General features: G+C 48.3%; 9 protein-coding genes and 1 pseudogene. 3 read left to right on the top strand and 7 right to left on the bottom strand.

Annotated elements, in window-relative coordinates; translation table 11 throughout:
* Nucleotides 1-159: 159 nt before the first annotated feature.
* A complete protein-coding gene (locus Q1Y74_RS09675) occupies nt 160-1,725 on the top strand; it encodes a right-handed parallel beta-helix repeat-containing protein (RefSeq protein ID WP_300814071.1) in 1,566 nt (521 codons plus the stop codon).
* Nucleotides 1,726-2,806: 1,081 nt separating this feature from the next.
* Here the strand turns inward: Q1Y74_RS09675 and Q1Y74_RS09670 are convergent.
* From Q1Y74_RS09670 to Q1Y74_RS09650, 5 genes are all read right to left on the bottom strand, one after another.
* A complete protein-coding gene (locus Q1Y74_RS09670; RefSeq protein WP_300814070.1) occupies nt 2,807-5,671 on the bottom strand; it encodes a M60 family metallopeptidase in 2,865 nt (954 codons plus the stop codon).
* Between the two features lie 245 nt (nt 5,672-5,916).
* Complete coding sequence (locus tag Q1Y74_RS09665) at nt 5,917-7,284, bottom strand: DUF1735 domain-containing protein (RefSeq protein WP_300814069.1); 1,368 nt, start codon at nt 7,282-7,284, stop codon at nt 5,917-5,919.
* Nucleotides 7,285-7,317: 33 nt separating this feature from the next.
* Entirely contained in the window at nt 7,318-9,225 is a 1,908-nt protein-coding gene (locus Q1Y74_RS09660) for a RagB/SusD family nutrient uptake outer membrane protein (protein ID WP_300814068.1), read from the bottom strand.
* Nucleotides 9,226-9,248: 23 nt separating this feature from the next.
* The gene (locus Q1Y74_RS09655) at nt 9,249-12,446 is read right to left on the bottom strand and encodes a TonB-dependent receptor (protein ID WP_300814067.1); all 3,198 of its coding nucleotides are present in this window, start codon (nt 12,444-12,446) and stop codon (nt 9,249-9,251) included.
* 1,012 nt (nt 12,447-13,458) lie between these two features.
* Nucleotides 13,459-14,358 (bottom strand): diaminopimelate dehydrogenase, encoded by a 900-nt coding sequence (locus Q1Y74_RS09650; protein ID WP_300814066.1) that lies wholly within the window; start codon nt 14,356-14,358, stop codon nt 13,459-13,461.
* Nucleotides 14,359-14,588: 230 nt separating this feature from the next.
* On the opposite strand from Q1Y74_RS09650, the gene ruvA reads away from it, so the two are divergent.
* Together ruvA and Q1Y74_RS09640 are read left to right on the top strand one after the other, a co-directional pair.
* A complete protein-coding gene (ruvA, locus tag Q1Y74_RS09645; protein WP_300814064.1) occupies nt 14,589-15,188 on the top strand; it encodes a Holliday junction branch migration protein RuvA in 600 nt (199 codons plus the stop codon).
* A gap of 58 nt (nt 15,189-15,246) precedes the next feature.
* Complete coding sequence (locus Q1Y74_RS09640) at nt 15,247-16,248, top strand: DUF3843 family protein (RefSeq protein WP_300814063.1); 1,002 nt, start codon at nt 15,247-15,249, stop codon at nt 16,246-16,248.
* Nucleotides 16,249-16,355: 107 nt separating this feature from the next.
* Here the strand turns inward: Q1Y74_RS09640 and Q1Y74_RS09635 are convergent, their stop codons facing one another.
* Both Q1Y74_RS09635 and Q1Y74_RS09630 read right to left on the bottom strand, forming a co-directional pair.
* Entirely contained in the window at nt 16,356-17,519 is a 1,164-nt protein-coding gene (locus tag Q1Y74_RS09635) for a Xaa-Pro peptidase family protein (RefSeq protein WP_300814062.1), read from the bottom strand.
* A gap of 494 nt (nt 17,520-18,013) precedes the next feature.
* A pseudogene (locus tag Q1Y74_RS09630) lies at nt 18,014-18,334 on the bottom strand (glutamate dehydrogenase); the annotation flags it as partial.

Here is an 18,334-nt window from a genome sequence, read left to right as displayed (position 1 = left end):
CCCGACATCCGAACTCGACTCCAACAAACTGCTGGAGCAGCACGAACTTTGGAAATAGACCTTTTCAGTTAGCAATAGGGTAACCGAAGGATGGCCGGGCCGGAAACATGCACCGAAGACCCGCGCCATCCTTCATTTGAACCAACGACAAGAAACCCCATGAGAAAAAAGAACTCCCCCCCACACCGCCGACTCACCCTGGCAGCCACCCTGCTGCTCATGGTGTCGTGCATAGGCGGAGGGACGCACCTCACCTCGTGCGCCTCCCCACCCGCCACCGCCTACTACATTGACCCCCTGACGGGCAACGACGCCAACTCCGGCCTGACGCCCGACAAAGCCTGGCAGACACTGGACAGAGCCAAGAACCTGACCCTGGCACCCGGCGAACGGCTGCTGCTGAAACGCGGCGCCACCTTCAACGGCCAGCTGGAAATCAACGCCCGGGGAACGGCCGGGCAAACAGCCGTCGTAGGTGCCTACGGCGACGAGTCACTGCCCAAGCCCTGCATTGTGGGCGACGACACGTCGCTCTACGCCGTGCGCGTCTTCAACTCGCAGTACCTCACCGTGCGCGACCTGGAGATAGTGAACACCGGCAAGCAGCCCCTGCCCCGCCGCACGGGCCTGAAGATAGAGTGCCGGGACTACGGCGTGGCGCGCAACATCCGCATCGACGGACTCACCATCCGCGATGTCAACGGCTCGCCCGTCAAGGAACTGGGCGGTGGCAGCGGCATCTACATCGTCAACGAAGGCGAAGAGGTGCGCTCGCGCTTCGACAGCCTGGTCATCGAAAACTGCCACATCCTGCGCTGCACACGCAACGCCCTGATATGGGCCGGCTACTACAACCGCCGCAACTGGTTCCCCAGCAAGCACACCGTGGTGCGCGGCAACCTCATCGAGGAAGTGCCCGGCGACGGCATCGTGCCCATCGGCTGCGACAGCACACTCATTGAGTACAACGTGATGCGCAACTGCCCCGACGTGCTGCCCATGACCGAAGCCGCCGCCGGATTCTGGCCCTGGAGCTGCGACAACACCGTCATCCAGTTCAACCACGTCAGCGGGCACAAGGCGCCCTGGGACGCGCAGGCCTACGACTGCGACTACAACTGCACGAACACCGTCATCCGCTACAACTACAGCCACGACAACTACGGCGGCCTGGTGCTGGTGTGCGACTCGGGCAACGAACGCAACTACAGCCTGGGCAATAAAAAGAGCACCGTGTGCTACAACATCAGCATCGGCGACGGCATCCGGCCCAAGCCCACCCGCCAGGGCATGTTCTCGCCCGGCATCCACATAGCCGGACGCGTGGAGGACACCCGCATCGAGCACAACATCATCCACGCCAACGCCAAGCCGGGACAGGACATCGACCGCAGCATGGTGGTGTCCGACAGCTGGGACGGCTATGCCGACCGCACCACCTTCAGCCGCAACATCTTCTACACCGCCGAGCCCTCGCGCTTCGACCTGACCGGGTCGACTAACAACGTGTTCAGCGGCAACTGGTACCTGGGCACCTATGCCGCCCTGCCGGACGACCCCGAAGCAAAGACCGCCTGCCCCCTGTACGAAGAGCAGATACTCTCTGCCGACAAAGAAGGCTACCGCGGCCTGGAGCAACTGATGAAGCCGCGCGACATCTGCGGCACTCCCTTCCTGTTTGTGGACAAGGAACGCATCGAGGACTTCTTCGGACAACTGCCGTAGAAGCACCCGGAGTAGTAGAGACGCAGACAAACCCCATTCGGAAGAATAACCGCACCGTGAGGGTGTGTCAAAACAAGGGTATCTGAAACTCTCCTCCTTCAGGAAGGAGGAGTACCCGAAGGGGAAGGTGGTAGGTGAAACATAAAGTGTTGATATACAAGTACAAGATGCCGCATGACCTACCACCCCGCCCGTTGGGCACCCCTCCTTCCAGAAGGAGGGGAGTCAGATACCATCACTTCGTTTTGACACACCCCGATTGGATTACCTATTCAAGAGAAAGAACACTTTGCGGAGAGACGCAAAATCTTGCGTCTCTACAACAGCGGCATACCCATTCGGAAGAATAACCGCACCGTGGTAGAGACGCAAAATCTTGCGTCTCACCCATTGGATTACCTATTCAAGAGAAAGACTACTGTGCGGAGAGACGCAAAATCTTGCGTCTCGCCCATTGGACTACCTATTCAAGAGAAAAAACACTGTGCGGAGAGACGCAAAATTTTGCGTCTCTACAACAGCGGCATACCCATTCGGAAGAACAACCGCACCGTGGTAGAGACGCAAAATCTTGCGTCTCACCCATTGGATTACCTATTCAAGAGAAAAAACACTGTGCGGAGAGACGCAAAATTTTGCGTCTCTACAACAGCGGCATACCCATTCGGAAGAATAACCGCATCTGGTAGAGACGCAAAATCTTGCGTCTCGCCCATTGGATTACCCATGCAAAAGTTGCCCAAGCCACACTCTTTCTATCGTCTATTCGCTACATAAGACTGCCCTATCTCTATGAAAAGTTATAAAGCAGCTGCTGCGATGTACAACGCAAGCGCTCAGATGTACATCGCAGCGGCTCAGTTATACAACGCAAGCCGCAAGATGGAAGTAAAGTCCGTAGAAAAACCCATCCTACTCCCAACACAGCGGACACCAAGTGCACGGACAGGGCAGGCATACAGCCTCCCGACGACACAACAAAGGCACGGACCACACAGATGGGATTCCCGATAAGAATCCGTGTGCATCTGTGTCATCCGTGCCCGAATGAAACTCAGTCAGTCAAACCGGCCGAAAGGTATCAAGGAATGGCAGTGATGGCCTTCCTTACACCATCAGCCTGAACGGCATAGAGCGTAGCGCCGTGGATGTTGATGGAAGAAGGTACCTTGAACTGGAAGGCATTGGCAAAGTAAAGGAGTTCGCCGCTGGCATCTGTGCCTTTGCGAATCTCAAACGCTACGGCCTCCTCGCCATCCTTGACGGTGATGTCCGAACCTGAAACGGTTGCCGTCGGTGTCTTGGTAATCTTTACATTGTCCTGGAACTGGGTGTAGTAACCCGTGTCGGGGGGAACAATATCCAACCCTTCATCTCCCTTCTTGCGGTCTTCCAGATACTGGAAGGCGTGCTTGGGAGCGGGGAACTGGGCCATGAAGTTCTTGGCATTCTGAATCATCTGTTCGGTTACCACGTAGTTCCACGTGCCATACTGCTTAATCGTCGTATTCACCGGCTCAAAGAAGCCCCACAACTCGAAGAAATCGGTCAGGTTCTCATTGGCCGCTTTACTAGCCATCATGGCAAACTTCAGCTGTCCTTCACCCGGATTACTCTCCACGATGCGGTTCTCTCGCAGCAGCTTGAACAGTGTCTGCCAGAAGTCGGGCTTATAACCACAACGGTGGTAGTAGTTCCACAGCTGCCAATTCATGCGCATGTGAATCTCGGTATCCTCGCCCTGATGGGTGGCATCGCCCATGTTATGCCAGGCCTGCTTGTGCTCGAAGCGGGAGTCGGCCAGGTCGCTCAACTCGCTGCCGCGGGAGCAGTACTTGCCCAGCTTGTAGAGGATGTAGTTGGAAAACAGGTTGTTGGACGACTCGGTGCTGCCGGGCCAGTTGATGGCCGCCTGGTGAATGTGGCCGATTTCGTGAGCCGGTCCCCAGGCATTGTCCTTGGCCGCCATGACGTTCTCCTTCAGCAGGATGTTGTTCAGATAAGTATAGACAAAACCGATGCGGTAATCCGACGCCCACATGTAGCTGCCCTCGGGCGAAATGGCAAACAAATGGTTGTTGACCTGCGAAGGACGCACGTCCTCGATGCCCATCAGTTCCTGCTGCCAGCTGATGATGTCGTCCCACAAATTGATGGCCGACAGGATGTCACTCGGCACAGCCTGCTTCATCTGCTCGCGGTGGAAATAGAACATAATGCGCTCGCCACGGACACAGAAGTATTTGTAGTCGGCCTTGCCAATGAGCTCCTGGTATTTTTCATTCGTCTGATGAGTCTTCAAATCGAAGAAACCGCTCACCCTTCCGCTCTCCGGCGCAATGTGTACGGTAATCGGTTTGGCGTTGGGGTCAAGCAGATTGGCCGTATACATCAGGAAAAGCATACCTTTCCTGGTAAACCCGACCTTGTTTACGCCTTCCTGCAGGAAGCGCATCTCTCCACTGGCTGCGGTCTGCACATAGGAGTTGGTGCCGTCACTGGCCTGCTCCTCGCCGATGCACTGGATGGACAACGGGTTGCCGTATGTGTCGCCCACAAGAATAACCAGTGAATCACCGGGTTCTACATAAATGCCGGTCGGATTGTCCAGATTGCTGTAGCGTTTGGTCATCAGCGTTGTGGCCCATTCCTCAACATTGCTGTATGGCTGGTAGGCCTGAATACGGAATTCTTTCTCCCACGGGTCATAAGTGTTGTTGCGCAGCATGGAAGCCAGTTTGATGAAGTATCCGGGCAGGGCATTAATCTGTTCCTCTGTCACATCGGGCTTTAATTCAGTACAAGTGAGGTCGGTAAACACCTCCAACAGTTGCTTGTCGAGCGTCTTTTCCGTGTTTTTCTTGTAAAACTCCATCTCGTCGCAACTTACAAAATCGCCCAAGCCGGATTTGACACTGAATTTGATTTTCGTCACTTTGGAAAGAGTGTTCTTGAAATCTACGCGACTTGCAGCATTCTGCATCTTGAAATCATAACTTCCTTGCAACTTATATTCAGGTTCACTTTCGGTAGCCGTATAGATGTCTACTTCACCGAAATTTCCGTTTCCGCTTCTGGTATAATAAATGATGTAATCAATATCCGGCTTCTGGTCAAAGAAATATTCCAGAATGACAGGGAAAGAAGCTTTCTGCTTCCAGATAGAGTGATAGGGCTGTCCGTCAGCACCGAACTTTCCGTCGAAACTGTTCTCGATACCCTGCCCCGGTTGGTTCTCGCTTGCTTTTCCGCCTGTAGGCGTCACCTTGATGTCACCTTCTACAATCACATCTTCCACACCCGTTTCCTTAGCTTCCTGTGTTACGGTACAGGTAGCGACTACGGTATTGTATTCAACGCCCGTATAAGTGAAAGTAGCCACACGGTCTTCGTATGTGGAATTGGCATCTACGGTATATGGATACTCCTTTTCCGTCAAAGCACGGGTTCCTATTGCATCGTGTATCCAGTCACAATCCTCAGAAAGAGCGGTTGTATATTCAATGTTGGAAGTGACGGTAATAGTTAACGGGCCTCCGTCGGCGGTTACCTTCAGCGCCTCCTGTTTCAGCAAAATGGCCGGACCATAACCTAACTGACGCACCTGAATCGTATAATTTCCGGCACTGGAACTGACCGTTACCGAAGCCGTCCGTATATCGGGTTCTTCACTGGCCTGGACACTGATCAGAATTCCGGAAGATTGGGAAGAAGAATGTTCCTGATCGACCAGACACCAAGACTGATCGGATTTGACACTCCACTGCGACATGTCCAGATTGGTTTTAACCGGAATGACGACAGATGATGCGGCCTGCTCAAAATCTTGTTGCAGATACTGCTCTTCAATGGAGAAGAGTGAAGTACCGGCAGATTCGTCTTTTTCATCGCTGCATGCGAACAGCACACAGCAAAGACACATAGTCATAAAGGATAGGAGTCTCATAGTTTTGTTCTAAAAAAGGAGTTAAGGGTTAATAATAAAAAAGAGCAGCTGATTATGTAAAGTGTGTGGGGGATATAGCAATCGTACAAAAAGATAAATGAATGAAATGCAGTATTCGTAAGCAAAAAGAAGGAGAGAAAAATAGAATGTGTATTTTCTCTCCTTCACCCGTTTTTAGTAGATAAAAAGTCTATATAGTAAATGTGAGGGGCAATCTCAGTGCCCCTCAAAGGTTAGAAGAAATGTCATTTTCCAAAAATCTGCATTTCGCCGCAGTTCCAATATTGACCTGTACATACATTTCCTGCATTACTTTCAACAACAGAGAAGCGTACGTATGTGAAAGATTCACCCGATGAGAATACATTGGAATCAAATTCCTCATTGCCAGTAGTCAAAGCATTGGCAACCTCACCGATGGCTTTCCAAGTACTACCATCATTTCCTACATAGATGATAGTTCTCTTAGGAGCACCGTTTGCATTTTCAAATCGGGTCCAGAAATTGTATGCAAAATGATTGATGGCCTGAGGCAGTTTGAAATCGATGTAATGTCCATAAACAGCATCAATAACAGAACCGGAATAATTGGAGTGCCAATGCAGACCACTTCCTCTGCCATCGAACAATCCGGCCAAGCCTGTACCATCACCGTTAACGGTTGCATTGGAAGACAACATGTCAAGAGACAACGGGATTTGAGTCAGCTCACTTCTCGGTACTGTATAATTGACACCGATAATACAGGTCGATTTAGCTTCCTCGGCAGGGAAATTCGGGTTGGAAGTTCCGCTAATGCGCAAAGGCAAAGCCTGCTGTCCCCAAGACAATTTGGATTTGTCCAAAGTGATGGTCACTACGGCAGCATCTGAACCCGGAACAAAAGGAGTGACAGACAGCGTGTAAGCATTTTCGTCCACCAATTCCAGATTCTTATTGTTTTCCGCATTATAAGCGTTCAGCAATTCCGGATCTACAACCACCTGGCAATCCAAGTCCCATTGGCTTACAATAGGCATTAAAATGGACTGGGTGATTGTAACGGTACCTTGATCACCGGTTATGTCATCCGTTGAAATGAAGCCACTACTTTCAAATCCGACAGTGAGCGTCTGAACTTGAGGTATGATGAACGCATAACGTTTCTCAACATTGATGGAGTCCGTTCCATTATACAGTTCGAAAGGAATCACGTAAGTAGCGTCTGTTCCCGTATTCTGTTCAATTTGATCCGTTATCAATGACACATTAACCGTTTTATATAAATCGGCAGCACCAAACTGCAAGGGAGAACTGTCAAAGGAATAGCAAGAAGCAGGCAAAGCCTTGTAGTTCACACCTTCCGATGCATTATAGGCAGTAAGACTGGCATCACTCATGATTCCGATATTAAGTGATGTGGAAGCCTCCAACTCAGAACCGGATTTATTGACTATAAGCTGATAGTCCGTATTTTCTCCAGTTTTGTAAATAGTCAGCGGTAATTCTCCACTATTTCTGAAATAAACAATAGTGCTGAAATCTGACAAAAAATCATCCTTGCCATCTTCACATGCAGTATGTGTCAATAAGCAGCCGGCAGCAAGAACAGCTAATAATATATTTTTTTTCATAAGGTCTTTTTATTTGATTGTTAGTATCACATATTACCAACCATAGTTTTGTGTCAACATTCTGTTACGGTCCAATTCGCGTTGAGAGAACGGATACAGATAATGGTTGTCTTTGAACACACGTGTTTCAAATACGGTACGTTTCCAGAAGTCTGCCGGTGTAACATTGGGAGCGTTGGTACCAATGGGGCACTCGGTATTCATGCCATACATAGGACCTCCATCCGTTTCTTTGGCTATCATCCAAGTACGGGTATCGTAGTAGCGATGGCGTTCAAATGCCAATTCGACACGACGTTCCTTGCGGCAAAGTTCAATCAACTCTTCAGTAGAAGCATTGGGATAGACTTCAGTGATAGGAGCCAATCCGGCACGGTCGCGCAAGTCGTCCCATTTATCCATGGCAAGCTGTTCATATCCGGCAGGAAGAGATACTCCACGCTTTTTGCATTCCAATACTGATTCGATGAAATTCAGATACATTTCACCCAAACGGAATATCGGGAAAGTAATGTTACCCCAGTTACCGGAAGCCGAGTTCAAACGATGATCGTAAAAGCGGTTCAGCAAATAACCTGACTTAGGATAGTCATGGCTCTTGTTACTATTGGCACCCTTAGCAAAGGAAATCAAAGTGGATTGCGTGTCATGCAACCAGTAATTGCCGCTGAAGAATACAGTGACATAGAAACGAGGTTCACGATCCTTGTACATGTTGGGAGCCTCAATGTCATAATTGCCGAATTTACTCCAACCGGTAGCCGGATAGTTCCAAGTAGACAGCTCCAACTCTGTCGCTGCATCATATCCGGATTGATTGTCTACAATCGGAGCGCCATCAGCATCGTATCCGGTAATCGGATAACGGCCGTTACTCATGGCATAGGCGTCCACTTGTTGCTGTGTGGGACCTACGGCTCCATAGGCAACACCGGAGATACCAGTCGGAACCGTACCTACGCCCCAACTGTAACGGTTGTTATAACGGTCAGTCCAGATAAGCTCACTGTTCCAGTTCACATTGGTAATACCTACATAATCTTCGTAAGGATTACCGTTTCCTGCACGGTAAAGCTTGTATTGAGAATTATCTACCAATGCCTTGGCAGCTTCTGCAGCCTTCAGCCATTTGTTCGCGTCATATTCTTGTGGGAACAGATTGACACCGGACAAATCCGGGAATTCAGAAACTTCCGGGTTTCTCACATTGCGATATAAGGTATTTCCATTGAACAAGTCACGTGCTGAATAGAGCAGTAAGCGAGAAATGACTGCTTGGCAAGTACCTTTAGTTGCCAATCCATATTCCGATTCTTCATAAGAAGACTGTATTGCGCTACTGTTGGCACATTCCGTCATTTCACTTACTACATAATCCACACATTGTTCCCATGTATTACGCGGACGATATAACTCTTCAGTGGAAGCAGAGAAGTCGAGCAGTTCATCTCCCAACAGGAATACAGGACCATAGTCGCACATCATCAAGAAATAGTAATAAGCACGGGCAAAACGAGCCTGCCAATAGTAGAGGTCAAGATCTCTTTGGGTAGCCAAGGGGTCGCTACATCTGTATACATTCTGCATCAGGATGTTACATTCACGAATACCCTTATAATATTTGTCCATGATATAATATGGAACGTTGGATGCGTTCCAAGAGCCGAAATTAATATAACGGTATGCTCGGTCGTAAGCTATGGTACATTCGTCTGAAGCTCCGAGATAGGGCTCGTTATCTCCCACAAAACCTCCGTTGTAATTGGGCAAGAATGACATTGCATTTAACCAATATTGCTTAGTCGTACTTTGCTTTTCCCAGATTTTATCAAAGGTCAGCTTTTCATCTTCCTGTCTGTCCAGAAAGTCTTCGCACGAAGTAAATGTCAATGTACCTGCAGCGAAGCACAATATGCAGAGTGATTTAAATATTATCTTCATAAGTCGTTTTTAATTAACAAGGTTTAGAAATTAGCGTTAAATCCAACAGAAAACATCCGGTTAAGAGGATAACCAGAACCGTCAGATGAACCCTTTTCAGGATCCCATAATTTGAATGGGCTGAATTGCAACAGATTGTTGCCGGCCAGATAGAATCTCAGGCTCTTGATGAAAGTCTTTTGCAACAAAGTCTTAGGCAACGAGTAACCAATCTCAAGGCTCTTCAGACGCATGAATGAACCATCTCTCAACCACCACGTAGAAGCCTGGGCATTGTTGGAAGCACCGGCACCACCACTACCCATACTCAGGCGCGGATAAGTCACATTGGCATTCTGTTCAGGAGTATTGGTAGACATCCATACATTTCCATATACATCCTCATTAATGGCCGCACGTTCCAAGTTACCTGAAGAGAAAGGAGTACGGATGGAAGAACCATTCAAGAAGAAGCTGGTACGTGCTACACCTTGGAAGAAGATATTAACGTCCCAACCCTTATATTGAGCAGTCGCACCAAAACCGTAAGTGATTTCCGGCAGATTGGTGTATCCGATGGCAATCTGGTCCTGTGAGTCAATGATACCATCACCGTTGATATCCTGATACTTGATATCACCCACCCGGTATTCACCGAAATTCTGGACAGGGCTGTTGTCTATTTCTTCCTGACTCTCAAAAAGGCCAAGGGCTACCAGACCAAAGGGCTGCAAGGAGCCACCGCTTCCGAACGGTTTTCCAATCTTGTTCTGATATTTGTATTCCCAATCCGGTTCGTCGTTATTCAACAATTCATTTCTATTATAAGTGAAATTGCCTCGTGCAGTCAACATCAAGTCTTTATTCACTTGATGAGTGTATTCGATTGTAGCATCGAAACCTTGGTTCAAAGTTTCACCGATGTTTACGTAGGGGATGGTAGAAACTCCGACAATGGCAGGAAGACCGGCACGTTGCAGGAAAATACCACTACGCTCTTCACGGAAGTAATCGGCTTGTACACGTATCTTGTTGAACAGTGAGAACTCAATACCGGCATTGATCTTCAAAGCCTCTTCCCATGACGCATACAGGTTCTCCACTTCACCGATACGTATACCGGTTCCACCCTGACTACCAGTATTGCCATAATACCAGCTGCCACTGTTTACGATGGTTGATTCATACACCCATCTTCTCTGACCGCCAATATCATCATTACCAACCTTACCGTACGATGCTTTCAGCTTCAACATATCGACAACCTTGGTAGCAGGTTGGAACCATTTCTCATTTGACATCATCCAGCCGATTGCCACAGCAGGGAAGAAGCCGAAACGGTGTCCACGGGCAAAGTTCTCAGAACCGTTATAACCCAAGTTGACTTCTGCGAAATATGTGTCTTTAAATGCGTAAGTAGCACGTGCCGCCAGACCTTGGTTCTTGTACGGCAAAGCATCATCTCCACTACCGGCTTGCGTGTTCGTATGAATCTTCTGGTTGTACAGCAAGAGAGCTCCCACACGATGAATGTCATTGAATACCCGGTTATATGTCAAAGAGCCTTCCAAATAACGGGTCATTGTACCGCTACGTCCGATAAGGAACGACAGCGACCCGTCACCTGTATGTACCGGATCCCAAATACCGTCACCGTTATTGTCATCGTAAATCAGACTGCCGTCTTCGGCACGGCCGCGCGCATGATAAAAACTTTCAATTTTGCTACGGCGCTGTAGAGTTGTATTCCAAGCATCCCACGAGAATTTGATGTTAGCTGTCAAACCCTTCAAAGGCTCCCAAAGTGCACCAATATCTTGTGTTACACCAATAAGCGATTGAGCGGAATTCCAGAACTGCTCACGGTATCCTGAATGTACCAACATATTCCAGGGGTTATTACCAGAATCAGTAGAAGGACCGGACAGAGTACCATCGGAATATTGAACCGGGAAAGCATTGGGGGATGTCATAAAGGTATATGACCAGATGTCAGCATCCGTATCGCCATATCCAGGACCGAACGACTTCTCATAAATATTGGCCAGATTGAAGTTGACAACAGTACTCTTGGTAAGGTTCAAATCCACATTGGCTCTAAAGTTGAATTTATTATACCGGATGGAAGGATTGTATCCATAAATATTGCCGGCATTCTTGTAGATAGAACTTTCATTATAGAACGCACCTGAAACGTAATATTTTACGATATCACTACCACCCGTAATATTCAAGTTAACACGTTGGTTGGCCGCCATGTCATCAAACAGCGCATCAAACCAATCGACATTGGGATAAAGATCCGGGTCTGCATTCGTCCTATACTTTTCGATATCGTCTGCAGAATAATATTGGCTGCCGTATGCTTCATTGTACAACTCGGCCCATTTGGCAGAACCCAACATCTTTGGACGTTTGGTAGGTTGCGTAAAACCGAATTCGGTACGCACATTGACTTGCGGTTTTCCAACCGCACCTTTCTTGGTTGTAATCAAGATAACACCGTTAGCACCACGTACACCATATACTGCAGATGCCGAAGCGTCCTTCAGAATGGAGAAAGATGCGATATCATCCGTATCAACCAAATCAAGATCACGTTCGATACCGTCGACCAATACAAGAGGTGTCGACGTTCCTTTGAAAGAAGATACACCACGGATATAGAAATCAGCCGCACTATTCTTACCCGGCTCACCTGAACGGCTCATGGCAACGATACCTGAAAGCTGACCGGCCAAAGCATTAGAAATGGATGAGCCCGGAACAGTAAGTTTAGTTACATCCAATGTCGAAATGGCACCTACGACACTTTCTTTCTTCTGACTACCATAACCTACGACAACGACTTCCTCCAATACCTCTGTATCCGGCTGAAGCACAATATCAATGGTCGTCTGTCCGGTCACAGCCACTTCTTGTTTCTTGTAACCGATATAAGAAAATTCCAGTACGCCACCAATACCCTCGATAGTAATGGAGTATTTACCGTTAACATCCGTTACTGTACCGATAGTACTGTTCCTCAAATAAACTGTAGCACCGATAGCCGGTTCATTTGTATCACCGGTAAGAATGGTTCCAGTAATTGTGTGTTTCTGCTGCTGCAGAACCGTTGCGACTGCCTCACTTTCGCTTGTTCCTGTTTCATTCTCCGGGAACGCCAAAAGTGTACTTGGGGTTAAAAACAATGATAGAACAAGTAATTTAGCGTACTGTTCTTTTCGCAAAACTAAATTCATTTGCACATTTTTGTTTTAAGGTTAAACTTAAGGGTTAATTTGTGGAAAGCGCTTTTCTAAAAGACACTTTCATAATGCTTTAATTAGATAATAAGGTGTTTTTTCATGTTAGATTTTTTTCAAGTAGATTAAAATTTCCTGCAAAGATTAAAAATAATATCGATATAGCAAAGAGGTAGCAAATAAAAAATGTGAAGATGCATAGTTTTAACACGGCTGTTAGCTTAGTAAATTCAAGAAAAGTAATAATAATATTAAAAACTTCCAGCTATTAAAGAAAATATTTTCTTAACTATTTCAAATAAGCAAGGTCACTTTAACAAAACAGTCGTCTTATAAACGATAGTTAACAATCTACAAAGAATTCCGTTTCTCACTGGAAACCAACTGTTTGCAAACATTCCGAACGATATACTTTCCACACCTTTTTCCCGTATAACCCTGATAAGTGTATAAAAAACACAAAACAAGTTACTGACAGATGAAATACAATTATAATTTTCCGCTCTTATACGTATTCCAAACGCCCCATTCCGTCCAATAAACAATTCCGCTCACGGCAATTTCATCCCGATAGCCTTCCAGACAACATCATCAGCAGACATTCATCCCGGTGTTGCCAGCAATGAATGGGGGGATATAGACTGTACAAAAACAAAAGAAGTTAGAAAGAGCATAGTCCTAAACAGGCTAAAACCCTTTCTAACTCCTTTTACCTTTACAAGTTTTGCAGATTGCGCAACTTGAATCAGAAGAAGTCCACTTTAAAAATTAGTTTTTCGTCCCAGACAGCCTTTGAGTCTGTGAGACGCTATCATCTTGTACTGCTATCCTAAGTGTTGCTCTCCCTCCCCACACAAAGGGAGCGCCGCGAGAGATGAATGATTGTCTGTACAACAAGCTTTCTGAGAAAGCTCTTCACCACGTCCAGAATAACCCAATTAGAAGCCATCAAAACGGCATTCACATAAACACAGTTTTTCAAGTGGACTCAATCAGTCTGCATGTTCATTTATACCAAATGTCCAATCCACTCCTCACGTTCACCCGGCAACAAGTCAATGACCGGAATCTCGACCATTGTGTAACATCCGGGTTGCTGGCGCATGGCCGCACGTGCCACACAAACCAAGACCTGAGCTGTCAGAGCCGGATTGTTGATGTGCATGTTGAACTCAAACAGCTGGTTCTGCGTCTTTCCAGACACACCTTTGCGGGTGAGGTTCACGCCGTGACCCATGTCGAGCAGTGAGTCTACGCTGGGCACGAGCTTCACATGCGTCTCGTCGTTCACAAAATAAGGATCGGCCTTGATGGCTGCTGCCACTTTGTCAAAATCATAACCGTCCTTCAGTTCAATATACACCATGCGGCGATGAATGCCCGTACCGGTGGGAATCGTCATGGACAAAGCTGCCTTCACACCCTCCACTGCCTTTACGGCTACAGTGTGTCCCATACTCATACCCGGTCCGAAGTTGGTATAAGTAATGCCCTTCGGTGCAATGGCTTCCAGCATGGTACGTACCACGGAGTCGCTTCCCGGATCCCAGCCGGCGGAGATAATGGAAACCGTATTGTGCGCTTTGGCCTCTGCGTCGAGTGTGCGGCGCAAATCAAGAATGCCCGTGTGGATGTCAAAGCTGTCTACGGTGTGGATGCCCAACGCCAGAATTTCCTTGGCATATTTTTCCACGCTGCGGGTCGGCGTGCAGAGGATGGCCACGTCTACGCCTTCCAGTTCCTTGATATCTTTCACTACGGGGTATTCACTCAATTCGGCCGGACGGTTCTCAGCACCGGCACGGCGTACTACACCTGCAATCTCAAAATCAGGCGCAGCCTGCAAAGCGTCGAGCACATAGTGCCCGATATTGCCATAACCAACGATGGCTGCTCTTACTTTTTTCATTGTTTTATTGAATTTAGTTATCAACTTTCTATTTTATCGGCACAAAAGTAAACATTTTCATTCATATCACAACACAAGCAATCGCAGTTTCACAGAGTTTTTCTTTTTTTAGTGTGTGAAAGTCCAACTTTTTTCCTACATTCGCACACAAACAACAAACAGTGCTACTTTTGGCAGCCACAGCGACAGCGGGCAAGCCCCCGGCCGGACTGCGAACTTATAAAGACAATATGATAGAATACCTCAGAGGCGAATTAGCCGAACTGACCCCGGCAAGCGCAGTCATAGACTGCAACGGAGTGGGATATGCCGCCAGCATATCACTCAATACCTATGCGGCCATACAGGGCAAAAAAGAGTGCAAACTGTATATCTACGAAGCCATCCGCGAAGATGCCTACGTGCTTTACGGATTTGCCGACCGGCAGGAACGGGAACTGTTCCTGCTGCTCATCTCCGTGTCGGGCATCGGAGGAAACACTGCCCGCATGATTCTTTCGGCTCTGTCGCCCGCCGAACTGACCAACATCATCTGTACCGAAAATGCCAACCTGCTGAAAACCGTGAAAGGCATCGGACTGAAAACAGCCCAACGCATCATCGTGGACTTGAAGGACAAGATAAAGACAGCAGAGATAGCCGCAACAGCCGGGAGCACGAGTTTCCTGCCGGGCACCGTTTCCGCACAGGTTCAGGAGGAGGCCATAGCGGCACTCACCATGCTGGGCTTCGCACAGGCTCCCTCCACAAAGGTGGTACAGGCCATTCTGAAAGAAGAGCCGGACATTGCGGTAGAGCAAGTCATCAAGCTGGCACTGAAAAGGCTGTGACAACCATGTATATGAAAAAACCAATACCTCATTCCCTTATTTATACCCCATTTAAAACATGAAGAGAAGCCCCATTTACATGAAAAAGTGGCTGGATTTCAACGAGCGTACCCGCATCCAGCCAAGCGACCAATGGTACTTGAATTTCACCATCGAAATCTTACCCATTATCCAACGTTCCGCCCTTTTCAGCCAGGATGAAAAAAGCGTGCAGATAGAAGCCGCGCTTACAGCAGGCATCTATTTCCAGGATGCCATAGCCCAAACCGGCGGTTGGAGAATTTTTGCAGACATGTACCAGTCTCTGTATAACCGATACCTGCCTTTTTACCACACGACCGACGAATATGTCCCCGATGAAATCAATCCGGAGGACATTGCATTCCTATTATGGGAAATCAAGTCACATCCGGTTTTCTTATGGAATACCGACTTCAGTTTTTACAACCCGTTTGACAAAAAGCTGTTGGACCTGAGCAAAGAACTTTATGAAATCATGGACGCCCGGTTTGAAGAGGCCCCCATCAGCCAGGAACCGTCTTCCATGATCTGGGCCATGGGCATCGACCTGCTCGAAATACCCTCCACGCCGCTTCCCGAAGTTACAGCCAATACCCGGCTGACCGAGGATGCCCGCCGATGTCTTGAATACAGCAAAGGAGAACCGCTGCTCTATTTCGATACATACCGGAAACTGTGTTCGTTTTTCGTGGATGTATTGGGATGGGAAAACAAACCGTCGGCATGGATGCCGGAACTGGAGAGCAGCAAGAACTTTGTCATCTACGCCAATGCCAAAGGAATGCTGATTGCCCCGGATGTAGCACAATATTTCTGCGATGCCCACAATCCGGCATACAACGCAGAAGCAGCCGCCAAAGACGGATACCGGATGTTCTGCCAACCTGGCATGTGCCCGTTCGACCTCCTGAAATATGGAATGCACAAAGGACTCCTCACGGACGTCAGACTGCCCTTTGACCACGGCAAGGAACTGCTGCAGGACAACTGGGACTTCATCGCACGCTACTATCTGTCCGAATATTACGAAGGAGGGTGAAAAGTAGTGGTTAGCAGCGAGCGGTTAACGGTTAGTGGTTAGTGGTAAGTACCCGTCCAAACGGCCATTTGCAACAGAATACTAACCGCTAACCACTCGCCACTATCTTACAATTCTATGATTTCTTCGGGACAAAGCGTCAGCTTCTCCAGGCCGTCACCGGTCACCGCCCAAGAGTTCTCAATGCCCACCGGACCGACGCCCGGCAACACAATCTTGGGCTCCAAAGCAAACACCATGCCGGGTTCCAGTTCCTGCTTGATGCGGGGTGCTATGACCGGAGCCTCGTTGATTTCCAGTCCGATGCCGTGGCCGATGAATTTGGCCTTCTGCCCCACTCCCATGAAACAGTCGGCGAAGCCGGCCTTTTCCACCATCTTGACCGCCTTGTCATACAAATCCTCGCAACGCACACCCGGCTTGGCCGTGGCTGCAATCTCTTCCTGCACCTCCAGACAGACCTGGTGGGCAGCGTATGCCTTCTCGGGCAGCTTGCCTACGGAGAAAACCCGGCTCATGTCACCCATATAGCCATTGAAATTGCCACCCATATCCACCATAAAGCTCTGTCCGGTCTGAAGCAACGTACCGTTCACTCCACCGGGCAAGGACGGATCCAGCCCTTCACCGCCCAAAGCGAAATCGTAAGGCGAAGCGGCTACCGCATTGTCGCCTGCCAGCAGACTGCCCATAAAAATCTCCATGCTCCGGCCGAATACGCGGAAGATGCCCAAGCATCCTTCCAGACGCATCAGCTTTTCAATCTCTACGGAAAGTTGGAAATCGGTCATGCCCGGACGGTAAACCGAAGGTATCTGCGCGTAGGCCTTGGCATGGGAAATGCCTGAACGGCGGAACATCTCTACCTCCATCTCGGTCTTGACACTGCGCGCCTGACGAATCAAAGTCGTACCACAAGACACCACCTCCGTTTCCGGGAAACAGGCCGCCAGACGTTTGTATTCACAATAAGGAAGTTCGTCACCTTCCAGCATCAGCTTCTGCGGAGCAGGCAGCCCACATTCTGCAATCAGTTCGGACAACTGTTCCGGCTTGCGGATGGTGTGTACAAACTCACCCTCAATGGTATTGGGACGTTTCACAAACAGCTGGGCCGGCGAGTTCAGCGGCAGGTACAAATAACCGCTGACCACGCGACCGTAGGTATAGAATAGGTTTACATTACAGGTAATCAAAGCTGCATCAATCCCTTGTTGGGCCATGAGAACGCGTATCTTGTCGCGCCTCATCTTCAATTCTGGTTGTAACATCTTACTAAAGTTTCGGTTTTTAATATTCATTTGGTAGTTAAGAAGTTAAGAGGTTAAAGAGTTAAGCCGACACCTTTAATGAATGGTAAATGGTTAATGATAAATGGTTAATGGTTAATGATAAATGGTTAATGGTTAATGATAAATGATAAGTAATGAATAAATTCTTCATTCTTCATTCCTCCGTTCCTCATTCTTCATTCTACATTCCTCCGTTCCTCATTATCTTATCTATTGGCTTTAACTCCTCAGCCCGACTAAAGGCGGACAATAACTCCTGCTAACTTCTTTAACTCCTTCAAGTTCCGGTAAAACCGAAACTTGAACACCTTATCGTCGTTTATAGTTATCGATGCGCAAAGGTAACAAATTACCGAAGTTCTGCAAACGAATCGGCCCGAGAGTTAGGACATAAAAAAAGTACTGCCCGATAACCTTCACAGGCGCAGGCAGCACAAACCACAAATACAAATACAACTAAACAAAGTTTCTTATCAGATAACACCTTGGCCCATCATGGCATGAGCCACTTTCATGAATCCGGCGATGTTGGCGCCCTTCACGTAATTGATGTAGCCGTCGGGCTGCGTTCCATATTTTACACACTGTTGATGAATTCCGTGCATGATTGCGTGCAGTTTGGCATCCACTTCGGCTGCGCTCCAGCTGATGTGCATGGCGTTCTGCGACATTTCCAGTCCGCTGGTAGCCACGCCACCGGCATTGACAGCCTTGCCCGGCGCATACATCACCTGATGTTCCACAAAGAGGTCGATGGCCTCGGGCGTACATCCCATGTTGGAGATCTCGCCTAC

This window comes from uncultured Bacteroides sp., assembly GCF_949298305.1.
GTDB lineage: Bacteria > Bacteroidota > Bacteroidia > Bacteroidales > Bacteroidaceae > Bacteroides.
This window is presented reverse-complemented; position numbering and strand designations above follow the sequence as displayed.